We start from the raw sequence: 14,965 nt of genomic DNA, 5'->3' as shown, positions 1-14,965 counted from the left end.
CACGAAGAGGCCGGTACATCCGCTTCATCTTCAGCGGCTGAAATGCCGCCTTCGCGAGCAAGCTCACTCCCATAGGGACTATGTGTGCCGTCCATCCCTCAGCCCATCACCACAACGCCCGTCGCCTCTTTGCGCAGCAGTCGCGCCGTCTTGCGCTCGAATGCCCAGGTCAGTGCCACCGCTGAGCAAAGCAAGCCAATCGCCAATCCCCACCACACACCCACCGCGCCCTGATTCGCGAGAAACCCGAGGCCCCACGCCAACGGCGCGCCGACCACCCAGTAGCTCGCGAGTCCGATCAGGAATGTGGTCTTGGCGTCCTTGAATCCTCGAATGGCGCCCATGGCGATGGTCTGCGTGCCGTCGAGGATTTCGAACCATGCTGCGATCGCCAACAGCTTCACCGCCAGCTCGACCACGCCTTGGTATTTCGGGTCGTTGACGTCGACAAACAGGCCGATGACCGCGTGGGGTGCGACCCAGAACAGAATGCCGAACGACAGCATCAGCAGCCCGCCGAAGCCAATCCCCATGCGTCCGGCGGTGCGCGCCAGCAGCAGATTCCCTGCGCCGTAGTGCAAACCGATGCGCATGGTCACCGCGTAGGAAATCCCGACCGGGACCATGAACGCCATCGATACCGATTGCAGGGCAATCTGGTGCGCGGCCATCTGGGTGCTGCCCATGGCGCCCATGCAGAACGCCGCAAAGGTAAACAGGCCGACTTCCACCGCATACGTACCGCCGATGGGCAGGCCCAGACGCCATAGCTCTTTCAGGCAGCTGCGCGAGAGTTTCATCAGTTCGTTGTGAAGGGGATACGCCGCGTAGGCGCTGTGATAACGAATGTGCAGCGCAAGCGCCAGCGCCATGGCGTTGGTGACAATGGCCGTGACGAGGCCAATGCCCATCAGGCCCCAGTGCGGCAGGCCGAACAGCCCGTGGATGAACGCATAATTGAGCCCGAAGTTCAGGGCTACGCCCACCAGACTGATCACCATTACCGGGGTGGCACGCCCCAGTGCGCTGGTGAAACCGCGCAGGGCCATGAAGCTCAGCAGGCCAGGCAGCGCCAATGGCAGCGTGATCAGGAACTCACTGGCCATGTGCACGTTAGCCTCGTCCTGACCGAAGTGCAGCAGAATCGGCTCAAGGTTCCACAGGATCAGCGCAGCAACCAACGCCATGCCCCATGCCAGCCACAAGCCGGCCTGGGTCAGACGGGTGACCCCCGCGTGATCATTCGCGCCCTTGCGAATCGCAACCAGCGTGCCGACCGCCGCCATGACACCGACGCAGAAGAACGACACGAAGTTGTAGCTCGCCGCGCCCAGCCCGCCACCGGCCAGGGATTCCGGGCCCAGCTTGCCCATCATCACGGTGTCGGTGAACACCATCAGCATGTGCGCCATTTGCGAAGCAATCAGCGGCCCGGCCAGACGCAGGATGATCCACAGTTCTTTGAAAGCGTGCTGGTGCATGGTCTTTGCGCTCGGGCTACGGGTGTTGGCAGGCTGGTCATTGTGGGGATCGCGGCGCAGATGCACAAAGGGATAAATCCGATCACTTGCATGAGTAAAACTCATCCTGGCATTTCTACAGTAGAGTGACTGCCGTTGCCCGACTCCCCGAGGAGCTACGCCGATGTCTCGCACTCTTCCGCCGCTGTATGCCCTCCGCGCGTTTGAAGCCGCAGCGCGACACAGCTCGTTCACGCGCGCCGCTGAAGAACTGTCGATCACCCAGAGTGCCGTCAGTCGGCATATCCGCACCCTGGAAGAGCACTTCGCCTGCCGTCTGTTCCGGCGCAACGGTCGCAATCTTCAGCTCACCGAGGCCGCACGGGAATTGCTCCCGGGCGTACGTGAAGGATTTTCCGCCCTGGAGCGAGCGTGCAGCGCGTTGATGGCGGAGGAGGGCATTTTGCGCATGAAGGCTCCTTCAACCCTGACCATGCGCTGGCTGCTGGCGCGGCTGAGTCGTTTTCGTCATCTGCAAGTGGGTAATGAAGTCCAGCTGACTAGCGCGTGGATGGACATCGACAGCGTCGACTTCACCCAAGAGCCGTTCGATTGCGCGGTGTTGCTCAGCCACGGGCATTTCCCGCCAGACTGGGAGGCGACCTACCTGTTCCCGGAATGGCTGATTCCCGTGGGCGCCCCGACGCTGCTGGATGACGCGCCGTGGGACGCGGAACGGCTGGCCGGCGCCGAACTGCTGCACCCCACACCCGATCGCCGCGACTGGCGCCGATGGCTGGAGCGCATGGACTTGTCTGACCGGGTCTCGCTCAAGGGCGGGCAGGTATTCGACACGCTTGAGTTGGGCATGATCGCGGCGGCCCGGGGTTACGGCGTTTCGATGGGTGATCTGCTGATGGTGGCGGAGGACGTCGCTCAAGGCCGACTCAGCCTGCCGTGGCGCACCGCAGTCGTCAGCGGCGAGAACTATTATCTGGTATGGCCCAAGACCCGACCGGGCGGAGAGCGTATGCGCCGGCTCAGTGACTTTTTGCAGGGTGAAGTGCAGGCGATGGAGCTGCCGGACGTGACGATTCTGGAGTAAGCCGTGGAGCGCAGCCTTATTAAAAAGGGCTGCCGAGACTGTCAGAAAAGGAAATAATTCCGTCCTTAAAAGGTGTAGGACTCAAGTATTTCGTTTGTCGGCCGAAGGTTTAAAGCAGAGCCGGTTCACCTCAATCGGTTCATCGATCCCCTCTATTAGATTCGTCCGAATGGTGTTCCTGAGCTCAGGACGGTCCAGTCGTTCGGCAAGGAGCTCCAATGTCTCAGCCTCGCGCCCGAATTGCCTCGCAACTCGGCATCGCCCTGGCCGTTATTCTGGCCGTCGTCATCAGCGGCAGCACGCTGTTCGCCTTGCGCTCACTGGACTCGGCTAACCTGGTCATTCGCGAAGAGCACATGAGCAGCGAAGCCCGGTTGCTGGCCGACCAGTTGAACACGTTCCACAGCACCCTGCGTGACAGCACCCAGCGTTTAAGCGGTCTGTTTGAAAAGCGCTTTTCGGGCGGTTTGAGCGTCCAGGCCGATCAACAGATCGCGGTTGCAGGCGTGCAGACCCCTGCGTTACTGCTCAACGGTACGGCATTGAACAACGACTTCACGGAAGTCGATGATTTCAAGAAAATGACGGCCGGCGTGGCGACGGTCTTTGTGCGCAGCGGCGACGACTTCGTGCGCGTCAGCACATCCCTGAGCAAGCAGGACGGCTCACGCGCCCTCGGTACCTCGCTGGATCACAAGCATCCCGCCTACGACAAGCTGCTCGCCGGTCAGGGATACGTCGGTCGCGCGCTGTTGTTCGATCGTCTGTACATGACGCAGTACAGCCCGGTGCGTGACGCCAGCGGCAAGGTCATCGCCGTGCTGTTCGTCGGCTTCGACTACACCGACGCGCAGAAGGCGCAGTTCGACAACCTGAAGAACTTCCGCATCGGTTCCACCGGCTCGCTGGCTCTACTCGACGAGCAGGGCAAATGGCTGGTGGCACCAGCGGGCGTGAAAGACCTGGATCAGGCAGGCACCACTCTTGCCGAGTTCGCCAAGACGCCAGGCGTTGGGCGGTTCTGGCAGGACGCGGGTGAAGACTTCTACACCGTCGGCGAGAAGTTTGCCGGCGGCCCGTGGACGGTTCTGGCGACGATGCCCAAGGATGAAATCAGCGCAGTGACCTGGAGCGTCGGCACGCAACTGGCCATCGGCAGCCTGCTGGCGATGCTGATCGCTGTCGCTGCCGCGATCTGGCTGCTGCGCAGCAAGCTGCGGCCGCTGTCGGCGTTGGTCAGTCAGGCGGAAGCGTTGGGTGCCGGTGATTTGAGCGCGCGCCTGAACGTTTCCAGCCATGACGAAATTGGTCAGCTGGCGGGTAGCTTCAACAAGATGGGCCAGGCGCTGGAAACCATGGTGTCCCACATCCGCACGGCGGCGCTGGAAGTCAGCAGCCGAGCCAACGCGTTGTCCGGCCTGTCAGGCGGCGCTTATGAGGGGATGGAGCAGCAGTCCGGCGAAATCACCAGCATGGCCGGTGCAGTGGAAGAGTTCAGCGCCACGGCCCTGACCATCGCCGACAACATGGGCACCACCGAACGCATGGCCCAGGGCAATGCCCAGCAGACCCGCATCGGCCGTACGTCGATGGAGGAGGCGTCGGCCTCGCTGGAGCAAATCGCAGGCTCGCTGAGCAGCACTGCGACGGTGATCGATACCTTGGGCCAGCGCTCGCAGGAGATTGGCGGGATTGTCAGCGTCATCACCTCGATCGCCGAGCAGACCAACCTTCTGGCCCTCAATGCCGCCATTGAGGCAGCACGCGCTGGTGAGCAAGGCCGTGGTTTTGCGGTGGTAGCCGATGAAGTCCGCAGCCTGGCATCTCGTACGCGCCAGGCCACCGACGAAATCTCCGGCATGATCAGCAGCATTCAGCAAGAGACCAGCAATGCCATCAACACCATGCAGCAAGGCAACGCACTGATGCAGGAAGGCCTGTCGCGCAACGCCAAAGTCGCTGCAGCGCTGGCCCAGATCGACGAACAAAGCCGCTCGGCCGGTGAGCAATTTACGTCCATCACCACGGCTACCCAAGAGCAGAGCAACACCGCAACGCTGCTCAGCGCCAACCTGCAAAGCATCGCCCTGGCGAACAGCGAGCAACGCGAAGTCGTGTCCAACCTGGCGATCACGGCTCAAGAGCTGAATGCCGTTGCGTCTGACTTGCAGAAGGAAGTGGATCGGTTTCGGTGAGGCTGGAGCGCTGCTGAGCCGCCAGAGCCAACCAGTGTAGGTGTGAGCAAGCCCAATCTCATCAAGCAACACCGCAGATGTATCTGGCAATACACGAGTTGTGGGAGCGAGCTTGCTCGCGAAGAGGCAAGAACATCCGCCAAATATTCAGCGGTTGAGATGCCGCCTTCGTGAGCAAGCTCACTCCCACAGATGTTGCACATTCTGCGCGACAGTGCGGTGCTGAACGAAGGGTTATCTCCCGCCGTGGCATGTTGTATGCGGTTTCAATTCGACGAAGGCCGATACTGCAAAGCTTCTGCAATGTGGCAACGCGCGATGGCGTCCACCTTCTCCAGATCAGCCAGCGTGCGCGCGACTTTCAGCAGGCGGTGGGCGGCGCGCAGGGACAGGTTCAGGCGTTCACACGCGTTCTCGAGCCAGGCTTCATCTTCCGGCAACAGCGCGCAGTGTTGACGCAGCGCGGGCAGATCAAGGAATGCGTTGGCACAGCCCTGGCGCCGTTGTTGGCGTTGTCGGGCTTCGGAGACCACTTCCGCTGCGCTGGCGCTTTCACCCTTGCTGTCTGCAGTGGCGGCCAAGGAGGTCGTTTCCCGAGCGACCGTCAGATGCAGGTCAATCCGGTCGAGCAGCGGTCCGGACAGCTTGTTGCGGTAGCGCTGAATCTGATCGGTTGAGCAGCGGCAACGCCCGGTCGGCTCGCCGTGATAACCGCACGGGCAGGGGTTCATTGCCGCGACCAGTTGAAAGCGCGCCGGAAAGCGCACCCGATCCCGCGCCCGGGAAATCACGATGTGGCCTGACTCAAGGGGCTCACGCAGCACCTCCAGCACCCGCCGATCAAATTCCGGAAGCTCGTCCAGAAACAGCACACCGTGGTGCGCGAGGGTGATTTCGCCAGGTTGCGGGCGACTGCCGCTGTAGGATTTCTAATTTGCTGCGACACCGCCATACTAGGGCCCTTGCACCATCAGCACAGCGTTCAGCAATAGCTGCGACGCATTAACTAAATAGCTGCGACGGTCCTATCAATGGTCGGAAATAGCCGCGACAAAACTAAATCGGGGTCGGTTCGCCCCATCAAGCCCACAAAAAGAAGCGTCTCCGGCGTGTTTCCATTCCGCGGCGAAGGTGGCATCCCCTACGAGTCCACGCTGGAGCGGGATTTCATTGTCCGTACGGAATTCTCCAAGGATGTCCGTAATATCACCTCTCAGCCGGTTAGCATCCCTTTCATCAGCAACGGGCGTCCTTACAAATACACCCCAGATTTTCTCGTTCACTTCAATCTCGGAAATCGAGACCTCGACAACTGGTCCAAGCCGTTGCTGGTTGAGGTAAAGCCCGAGGCCGAGTGGCGCAAGAATTGGCGAGCATGGCTTCCCAAGTGGAAAGCTGCTTGGCGGTACGCAAGCGAGCAGGGCTGGGTCTTCCACATCCATGACGAAACGAGAATTCGGGATACCGCGCTGCACAACATCAAGTTTCTGGAACGTTATGCACGAATGACTTTTGAGCCAGAAGACAGTGAGTGGATTATCGGCACAGTACGGGAGATGGGCGTTGCGCCCGTCCACTACCTGCTGGCATTGCACTCCTGCGACCGGTATCGAGGCGAGGGGATCAGTCATCTCTGGCATCTCATTGCTACAAGACGGCTTCTCTGTGACATACGCCTTCCTTTGAACAATTTCCTAGAAGTTTGGGTGGCGTGATGGTCGACAACGATTCACTTGATGCCCAGCTCACTCCCTACAAGCCTGACCGGCTCCAGGTAATAATTGAGGTCGGGGCGGTGGTCGCTCACGGCGATTCTGCTTACCGTATTTCACAGATCCTCGACTTTCGAACTGTGGTGGGGATCGAACTGGAGTCAGGTAAAGCTGCTGCGTTGCCCATCGACGGCTTACGAGCGATCAAGCGCGAGAAAGTCGAGGGGCTCTACGCCAATTACGACATGGCGCTGATTGGCAGCGAAGACTGGGCTGAGGCGCAGAGGCGCTACGCTGCCATTGAGCCGCTTCTGGGGAGCGTGGTTATCGGTCGGCGAGACGTCGAAGCCAGAAGCGCCGCGGTTGGCGTTGATGTCGCGACCTTGTATCGCTGGATAAAGCGTTACAAGGAGTGGGGTGAGAAGCTCGCTCTTATTCCGCGGAGGAGGGGGTGGAAGGAGGGCAACTCACGCCTTTCGGATGAAGCCAATAGAATCATCGAAGATGTCATTACTAATTATTTCCTTAAACCTCACCGCCCAACGGTGTTATCGACAATCGACAAGATCGTCGAAACCTGTGAAGCCGCGCAGATCACTCCGCCTGGAGCAACTGCGATCCGGGCACGAATTAAAGGTGTCCCAGATAAGGCTTACCTACGCGGCCGAGGTTATACGGAATTGGCTCGGAACAAGTACACGCCGACGCCTGGCTCATTTCCGGGGGCGGACTATCCCCTTGCCGTTGTGCAAATCGACCACACGCCCATGGATATCATCTTGGTTGATGATCTTCACAGGCGTCCTATTGGTCGGGTGTGGATCACCTTCGCGATTGATGTGTATTCTCGGATGATCACGGGCTATTACCTTTCCTTGGATGCACCCGCGGGGATATCGGTGGCAATGTGCGTTGCTCATTCCGTTCTCCCCAAAGAAAACTGGCTGATTGCCCATGGGGTCACCGGAGAATGGCCAGTTTGGGGGATCCCCAAGATTTTGCATGCCGATAACGGTCCCGATTTTCAGAGCGAAGATGTCAAGCGATCGTGCTCCAACATCGGTATCGAAAACCAGTTTCGCCCCGTGAGGCGCCCCCGTTACGGAGCCCATATTGAGCGCCTGATGGGAACGTTCGCGCAAACTTTGAAAGACATGCCCGGTAGAACCTATAGCAATCAAGCCGATCGCGCAGGCTACGACTCCGAGAAGCATTCGGCGCTGACCTTTGACGAGTTCGAAACGTGGCTGGTTAGAGAGATTCTGATCTACAACGAAGCATATCACTCGAAAATCTACATGAGCCCTAGCCGGAAGTGGCACATTGGGATATTTGGCAACACAGATCAGGATCCTCTGGTTGGTATACCTCCAAGACCAACTGATCCGTTTACGCTGCAGAGGGATTTTTTGCCTTCGTTTGAGCGCACCGTCCAGCATTACGGTGTCCAGATCGACCTAATGTACTACTCCGAAGCCTTGAGGCCGTGGATCAATGCGAAGGATAAGCACACGGGTAAAGCGCGGACATTCATCTTCCGTCGTGACCCTCGAGACATCAGCTACATCTGGTTTTTTGATCCGCTGCTCAAGCAGTACTTTAAGATACCGTCGTCGAACCAGGCATTTCCTGCCGCAAGTATCTTCGAGTTCAAAGCCGCGAAGAAGCGTGCGGTCGACGAGGGGCATGCCGCTATAAACGAGCCGCTGATCAAGCGCTACATCTTGGAGAACCGAGAGCTCGTCGCGAATGCTGAGGCCCATACGACTAAGACTAGACGTCAGGCCCAGCGCAACCGAAACCATGCCAAGGGCAAGACGCCGGCTCAGCCAAGCCCGCAGATTATCAAGATCGCGCCTGCTCCAACGAGCGGCTTCCAGAACTTGGTGATCGACGGTGATCTTGAAGGGTTTGGGGACATTTCATGACTAAGTCCGATCATATTCATCCGGAATTCCGGGCCGTCATGCTTAAGACCTCTCAGGGTCGTATCGATTTCCTCCACGAGCCGCGCTGGATTGGCTATCCCTCCGCTCAGAAGTTGATCGACCTCATGCACCATCTGATGACCGTGCCCAAGCGTCCCAGGATGCCGAACCTGTTAGTTGTCGGCAGCTCAAACAACGGCAAGACGACCATTGTCGAGCGATTTGAAAAATTGCATGGGACAGGTTACGTGGACGCTGACGGAGAATCAGTCAAACCTATTATCTCAATCGAGGCTCCTCCTTCCGCAGATGAGCGCTCACTTTACTGCGCAATCCTTGAGCAGTTCTGGACGCCCTACAGACCGACCGATGTGGTTCCCAAACTTCGTTTCCAAGTCATTCACCAAATGCGCGCAAACCAAGTGAGGCTGCTGATCATTGACGAGTTTCACTCAATGCTGGAAGGAACGGCTATGAAGCAACGGGAGATCATGAACGTCATAAAGTTGCTTTGTAATGAACTCATGATTCCTGTGATCGGTGTGGGGACCGAGGACGCTGTCAGGGTGCTACACACTGATGCTCAGCATGCGAGTCGGTTCGACGTTTTCAATTTGCGCAACTGGACATTGAATGTTGATTTTCAACGTTTCTTGAAAGGGTTTGAATCCGTGCTGCCGCTGCAACAGGCTTCAGGGCTGGCTCATCCCGATTTGGCCAATCGGCTGCACGCGATCTCGGAGGGAAATACCGGTAACCTGCACAGGCTACTGATTGAATGCGCTATGGAAGCAATTCACTCGGGTAAGGAAAAAATCGACGCCGATATCATCCAGAGCAAGTCATGGGTACAGCCTACTCGTGGCATCCGGGAATTGCTGTAGTCAATCCACGGTGGCCCAAAGCGCAGAGTCTGCTGGCGGATGAGCTGATATCTTCCTGGCTCATCCGTAACGCGTTTGCGCATGGCTGCTCACCCATGTCGCTCACCGGGACTATCTGGCCTGGCTGGAGATGTTGGACTATCGATCTGGACCGAGGGATCCCTGACAGTAGACTCTTGCCTCTGTCGAAAATGACAGGGATAGCTGTTTCAGACATCTATTCGTCAACACTCCGTACCATCGCTCAAGCACTAAACCCCGCGCTTGATCACCACAAAGGCGTATGGCCTTGGATTCTTGGGCTCGGAATCCGCAACCGTCGCCACTCCGGCGGATTGCAGTGCTGTCCTCTTTGCTTAGCTGAACGGGTTCCCTATTACCGACTATCCTCGCGACTGGCTTGGCACACGTGCTGTGAAAAGCATCAGGTGAGACTCATAGACAGGTGCCCTGAGTGCGAGGCACCATTACAGCCTCACCTGTTGGAGCAGGTGGATTTGGATTGCGGGCATTGCCATCGCTGCCACCTCCCCTTCAAGACTCATTCTGACAGTTTGGGATTTGCCGCCGGAGCACTCGCCTTTCAGCGTGCAGCAGATGACGCAATGCATGGTCTGGCATCTGAAGACGATCCCAACTGTGATCCTGGCGAGTGGTTTTATCGCGCGCGTTTTATCATTGGCATACTGAGGGTTTCCGCGGTGAATGGCTCAAAGCCGTTCGCAGCTTTTCGGGAGGCGTTCCATCTCGGTGCTGTTGCTCGACCAGATTCTGGTCTCCCCATTGAACTGCTCTCCATTGCGGAAAGAATGGAGTTGCTGTCTGCGGCCTGGAAGGTCATGGATATGGGGGCACATCAACTGTACGAGGCTATTACGGCTTGCTCACCACCTCACTATTCCTTACGGATACCGGCCGGCGAGATTCCACTACCCTTGCAAGCGGCGCTCGAGGGGCTTCCTGCAGGTAAGCCCAGGAAACGCGCAGCAACTGGTATTCGTTCGCCAGCTTCACAACACACCGTTGCCAAGCTTTGGGCAAGGTTAAAAAGAAAGGTCCAACGGGATGGTTGAAAGTCAGAAGCAGGAGGACAGCTGTTGCTCGGCCTGCCACAAGCCGATGCGAAGAACTCATCGGGTGTACTTGTTCCAACGCTACTGCAACAACTGCTATGCCAGGCTATTCAAGCCTAGGCTATGCCCAGGCTGTGGAAATAGAGTTCGCTTGCCGACTTTTCATCCCGATGCAGTCTGTCACTCCTGTGTCACCTCTGTCCCCTGCATACGGTGCGAACGCATAGGTCGACCGGTGGGCAGGATTACACCTGAGGGATTGGCTTGTAACTCCTGCGCTCATTACTTTACTGAGCCTCACCAGTGTGAGATGTGCAACGCTTTCTCAACTCGACTCAGCAAAAAGATCATTGACGATCAGGAGATGCGTTGCTGTCCAAAATGTGCGAGCAACGCTGAAACGTGCCCCAGCTGTAGACGATATAGGGTTCTGATTGATGGGCGTGATGGCGTCAGGGAGTGTCGCCGTTGTGCGCATCTGGGTGAGATCGAGTGTCGAAGCTGTGGCGAAATGTCGCCTGCAGGTTACGGGTCTGAATGTGAAAAATGCCGAGACCGCAGAACCTTCTACAAGCGCTTGCAGATGAATGTCCAGGCACTGAGTCGTGATGTCTTTCGAGAGGCTTATTTGGCGTATGGGGAGTGGCTGATTAACAAGATCGGGCCCAAGAGGGCTGCTCTGCTGATCAATCGCCATTTGCAGAGTTTCACTGAGATGAACGCGCAGTGGATTCGCTTGCCGACCTATCAGCAGCTTCTTGAAGCGAAGGGTGCGCGGTGGATTCGAAGTGCTCAGCTCCCCATGCAGTGGATGGCTGAAGAGCGGGGGATGCGCGTTGATGAGACCCTAAAGGAGGAGGTCACGGAAGTGGGCCGGATTGAAGCCATTATGGCCTCTACTTCGTCAGAGGCTGGGCAAAAAATGCTTCAAGCGTATCGTGTGCACCTCGAATCGAAGCCTAACAAACGAGCCAACTCATTGAGATCTGTCCGCATGGCGATGCGCAGCGCCGCAAACCTCGTGCTGGTGAGCGAGGCTGCCGGCCGCCCATCGCCCTCTTCTGAGTCCTTGCGTTCACTGCTGGCTGAAACGCCTGGAGTGGCAGCCTCGTTGGCTAGCTTCATCAGCTTTCTGAACGCGTCGTATGAGTCGTCGATCGTGTTTCCCAAAGACAATCGGGATGCCATCAAACTCAGACGCAAGCGCGCTGAGCAGGTGCTCAAATCGTTGATGAGCGAGGCAGCCAGTGGCGCCGATGTGCTTGATCGCTGGCCGACAGCTGCATTGGGTTACTTCCATGGCGTGGCCAAGGTCAACAAGAAAAGTATGGTTCTGACCAGTGATCCCGAAAAAAATGGGTTAATTGTCACGCTGAAAGGCAAGGAATACTGGATTCCGCTGCCATCGACCGCTCAGGTCGAGTGAGGTCATAAACCCTCACAGAGGGCCAACCAAGCCGCGCAAATTGTTCAATATCACCTTTTTGAAGGGCTCCGGTCCGTCATCGCGAGGGCGGTGGACGAAGGTCGTATGTGGATAATTGGACATCGTCGTATCTTTGATTCGACCGTCATGCCTGAGAATGTTTTGGAATATCACACCTAACTCAAGATCGACATCGGTCTTCCGAGTGGGGAGCATAACCATCAGACCTCGGTAGCCATCTTCATAGTGTTTAATAGCTCCATTAACGGTGGTGGAGCTCCGCGGTTTGCGGAAGATCTCCAGGATATAGACGTGCCTCCCGGCAACAGTCATCCGGATAACGAAAATGCGTTTTGGCGCCCGTTTGAAGATCCCATCTTTTCCAGGTGGCACAGCCGAGATGCATTCATAGTCTGCCACGCCCTCTGTCTGAAACCCCTCATGCCTTGTATACCAGCCTACCTCACTGATATATCCATGAAGGGTTGCTGACAGGCTGATGCAGGTTTGCCACATCTGGGCGAGACTGCCATCAGGTACTGCTTCTGGGGAAACAAATTCGGATTTGCCGCCGCCTCGGCCGTTCCCATGAGCATCCCCTGGGGCGAGTGTATGACGATCACTGCCGGGTATAGCGTCGCCTGGTCTCCCGGGTATCACCTCTTTCCTGCGGATAATTTTTCGTCTCGTGCCGAGCGACCTGAACGAAGGGTTATGCACTATCCGCGGGGTATCGCTATCAGGCGCGTCATCGTCAATAAGCGACACGATGCCATTTGATGACCCTGGTGGAGGATTTTGTGTATAGGGGCGCCTACCGTCTTCTCCTTCAGCCACGCCCTGTGCAGCATAATCTTGACGCTCGACTATGATGGGGCAGCCGTCTGGTTGACTCATCCCGTCAACATTGAGCAGAAGAAAGGTATTGGCGTTCAACCAGTAACCGCGGCCTTCAATGAGTGGAAAGCCCGTAAACCAAGGCTCGACTTTAATGAATGTTTTTTTACCCGGCTTGAAATCTGCTTGCAGACTATGATGCAGGCGTTTGCACAGGTCATTGGAGTATTCATCGAATATGGCGTGCGCCAGAAACGGAGCTTCGCGGGACGAAACTCTGCGCTTGAGTTTGAGTACCCACGCCTCGGGGTCTGGGTCGACTCCATACAGATATCGTTTTTGAATCTCTTCAAGCCCATACGTCGCGAGCAGCCAGTTCGTTTCTGAACTGTGTCCGTAGCAGCGAGTGAGAAACTCCACGCAGGGTACCAAAATGGTTTTTCCGCCCTCGGCTCTCATTTGGATGAGCCAACTCCCGCCCTGTCTTATTGAAAGGGAACTCAGATAAGACTCAAGCAATCCCGCCGACTCAGCAGTCACCCATTCCCACGTCCCAGGATTGAGGTTCACTACTGTCGGGTTCAGCGTTTCCATTTTTATCTCACCGATCAGCCTGCCGTTCTTCCACACGCTTCCCGGCCTCAGACTTCCCAAGTGAGAAATTGCGGCATCCATTTTCCTTATTGATCCTAATACGCCATCGGGGTGAACTGTCTTCAGAATCACCTCTGCCAGAGGAACGGTGTTAGGGGTCTGATTTTTTGCCAAGCCTCCGTGCCAACACACCACAAGTACGCCGCCTGCTGTTCCAAGCGGCTTACCAAAATGAAGGTTGCTTGACCCGATATCGGGCTTGCTTATAGTGCGAGGATCTAGCATGGATACGCTCGGGCCAGAGACAGACAAGGATGCTTTGTGACGCTCGGGAGATGGTCGGCTTGCACGAAGCATCGTTCGTTGTATCGGCGAATGTCGAGCTTCTTGAGCGGCGAGAGCAGAGGTATCTGCACTACGCGGACGTAAAGTTTTTCAAACCGCTGCTGGCCTCAATGTAATGGCGTTGGTGAGGGAAGCTTTCACACGTTCCCACTGATTATCCTGAAATATCCTGTCGACTATAATCAGGCGGTATGCCCCTGCTTAGACGGCTTTCATAAGCTTTTTACAGTTTGTATACCTTGCAAAAAGGCCCAGCCGGTACCCAAATGCCCGCACGGTTCGTTGTAGTCAAGGCATGCGAGACGAGTGGGATGCGTGGGTGCATGATCGAAACTGCAGATCGTCTGCCGTCGTCGCACACGACTACTGACAGTCACGTGTGGCGATGGTGCCTGAGCTCGAGTTGAGCGATCGATTTCTTCAGCCGCTGAGCATTGGCAGTCGAGCCAAGCAGATAGACTGTTTTTTGAAGTCCGTTGTAATCGCTCAAAGGGAGTACCACGACGGGACTTCCTCGTCGGAGCACAATGAGCGTCGGTTCATGATCCCGGCAGACGTCCTCCGCCACTTGCTTCAGCGTTTTCCACGCCTGCTTCATCGTTAGAACATGCATTATGAGCCCTGCAAGGCAATCCCATGGGGGGATGCGCAGCGCTACGGTTTCGCACCCCGGCCAAGTTCGTCATGTACGCTGTGTTGGTCGTACTTAATGCGATGACGACAGTATTGGCCGTCCGGGTTCCCGCGATTGGTTTTCCGATCAGCAGCCAAAGCGCCGTGTCTGCTCGGCTCGCGCAACCGCATGGCTGGCAGGCTGGGGAGTGCAGTGCTGCCAGATTTTTATGGTGAGGGTTATCGATCACGTTGCAAAAGTCAGAGGATGTTGGTTCCTGGCTGTATCCCCGGGCTTCACGAAATAACATTGTGGGTGGGCGTAAAGGGCTCGATCTCCATACGCCGTGACGATCTTGAACCAGAATTCCGCAGAGTTGCCAAGGATGCTGACGCTAACGTCTTCCAAGTCATAAGTAGCGAACAGGTAGTCGATTGAGGCTGTGGCTGCCGCGCGCCCAACCCCGAAACCACGTGCATTCGGGTGTACGTAAAGTTTATGGAGCTCGGCGCCATCCCCCATGAAGAGTAAGGTCGCAGTGGCCACCAACTGGCTATCAAGATAGAAATGCAGAGGCTCATTAGTGATGCCTGAGTAATACCCACTCTCCCTAAATGGTGCCTTTCCGCCGTCCTCAACAAGGGCCTCTGCTTGAGCGTATGCTTCGGCGTAGTGTGTTGCGTCGAAAGATCTGAGCTCTAAATTATTGGTCATTGGTGGCATCTAGATAATCGTAGAGTCATTTTGGGTACGGCTGGCCTCATATTGAAAGCCAGCCTCGTGTGGCGTTGCT

11 protein-coding genes and 2 pseudogenes are annotated in these 14,965 nt (G+C 56.8%); 8 read left to right on the top strand and 5 right to left on the bottom strand.

Translation table 11 applies throughout. From position 1 onward, the window contains the following. Positions 1 to 98 precede the first annotated feature (98 nt). Positions 99 to 1,481, bottom strand: a complete 1,383-nt coding sequence (locus AC3ISG_RS24255) for a NorM family multidrug efflux MATE transporter (RefSeq protein ID WP_272629635.1) — start codon at positions 1,479 to 1,481, stop codon at positions 99 to 101. Between the two features lie 163 nt (positions 1,482 to 1,644). On the opposite strand from AC3ISG_RS24255, the gene AC3ISG_RS24250 reads away from it, so the two are divergent. After that, positions 1,645 to 2,565 (top strand): LysR substrate-binding domain-containing protein, encoded by a 921-nt coding sequence (locus AC3ISG_RS24250; protein ID WP_108121193.1) that lies wholly within the window; start codon positions 1,645 to 1,647, stop codon positions 2,563 to 2,565. 218 nt (positions 2,566 to 2,783) lie between these two features. Then, positions 2,784 to 4,760 (top strand): methyl-accepting chemotaxis protein, encoded by a 1,977-nt coding sequence (locus tag AC3ISG_RS24245; protein ID WP_122534144.1) that lies wholly within the window; start codon positions 2,784 to 2,786, stop codon positions 4,758 to 4,760. A gap of 266 nt (positions 4,761 to 5,026) precedes the next feature. On the opposite strand, the pseudogene AC3ISG_RS24240 reads toward AC3ISG_RS24245, so the two are convergent. Further along, positions 5,027 to 5,677 (bottom strand): annotated as a pseudogene (locus AC3ISG_RS24240) (ATP-binding protein); the annotation flags it as partial. Positions 5,678 to 5,791: 114 nt separating this feature from the next. Here AC3ISG_RS24240 and AC3ISG_RS24235 point away from each other — a divergent pair. From AC3ISG_RS24235 to AC3ISG_RS24210, 6 genes and pseudogenes are all read left to right on the top strand, one after another. Beyond that, positions 5,792 to 6,475, top strand: coding sequence for a heteromeric transposase endonuclease subunit TnsA (locus AC3ISG_RS24235; protein ID WP_489298159.1), 684 nt, complete (start codon positions 5,792 to 5,794; stop codon positions 6,473 to 6,475). Next, complete coding sequence (locus tag AC3ISG_RS24230) at positions 6,475 to 8,400, top strand: Mu transposase C-terminal domain-containing protein (protein ID WP_489298158.1); 1,926 nt, start codon at positions 6,475 to 6,477, stop codon at positions 8,398 to 8,400. Before AC3ISG_RS24235 ends, AC3ISG_RS24230 begins: the two co-directional genes overlap by 1 nt. After that, positions 8,397 to 9,284 carry a TniB family NTP-binding protein gene (locus tag AC3ISG_RS24225; protein ID WP_489298157.1) on the top strand — a complete coding sequence of 296 codons (888 nt, stop codon included), beginning with the start codon at positions 8,397 to 8,399 and terminating at the stop codon, positions 9,282 to 9,284. Before AC3ISG_RS24230 ends, AC3ISG_RS24225 begins: the two co-directional genes overlap by 4 nt. Next, positions 9,245 to 9,709 (top strand): annotated as a pseudogene (locus AC3ISG_RS24220) (TniQ family protein); the annotation flags it as partial. The gene AC3ISG_RS24225 and the pseudogene AC3ISG_RS24220, both read left to right, overlap by 40 nt. A 180-nt stretch (positions 9,710 to 9,889) precedes the next feature. Beyond that, positions 9,890 to 10,357, top strand: coding sequence for a hypothetical protein (locus AC3ISG_RS24215; protein WP_489299586.1), 468 nt, complete (start codon positions 9,890 to 9,892; stop codon positions 10,355 to 10,357). 583 nt (positions 10,358 to 10,940) lie between these two features. Continuing rightward, complete coding sequence (locus AC3ISG_RS24210; protein ID WP_489298156.1) at positions 10,941 to 11,783, top strand: hypothetical protein; 843 nt, start codon at positions 10,941 to 10,943, stop codon at positions 11,781 to 11,783. Positions 11,784 to 11,795: 12 nt separating this feature from the next. On the opposite strand, the gene AC3ISG_RS24205 is transcribed toward AC3ISG_RS24210, so the two are convergent. The 3 genes from AC3ISG_RS24205 to AC3ISG_RS24195 form a co-directional block, all read right to left on the bottom strand. Next, entirely contained in the window at positions 11,796 to 13,499 is a 1,704-nt protein-coding gene (locus AC3ISG_RS24205; protein WP_489298155.1) for a hypothetical protein, read from the bottom strand. Between the two features lie 433 nt (positions 13,500 to 13,932). After that, positions 13,933 to 14,172 (bottom strand): type II toxin-antitoxin system Phd/YefM family antitoxin, encoded by a 240-nt coding sequence (locus AC3ISG_RS24200; protein ID WP_489298154.1) that lies wholly within the window; start codon positions 14,170 to 14,172, stop codon positions 13,933 to 13,935. Between the two features lie 246 nt (positions 14,173 to 14,418). After that, entirely contained in the window at positions 14,419 to 14,886 is a 468-nt protein-coding gene (locus AC3ISG_RS24195; RefSeq protein WP_489298153.1) for a GNAT family N-acetyltransferase, read from the bottom strand. Between the last annotated feature and the right edge of the window lie 79 nt (positions 14,887 to 14,965).

Source organism: Pseudomonas sp. GL_135 (assembly GCF_057834665.1).
The sequence above is the reverse complement of the archived record's forward strand: the minus strand, read 5'-3'. Positions and strand labels throughout refer to the sequence as shown.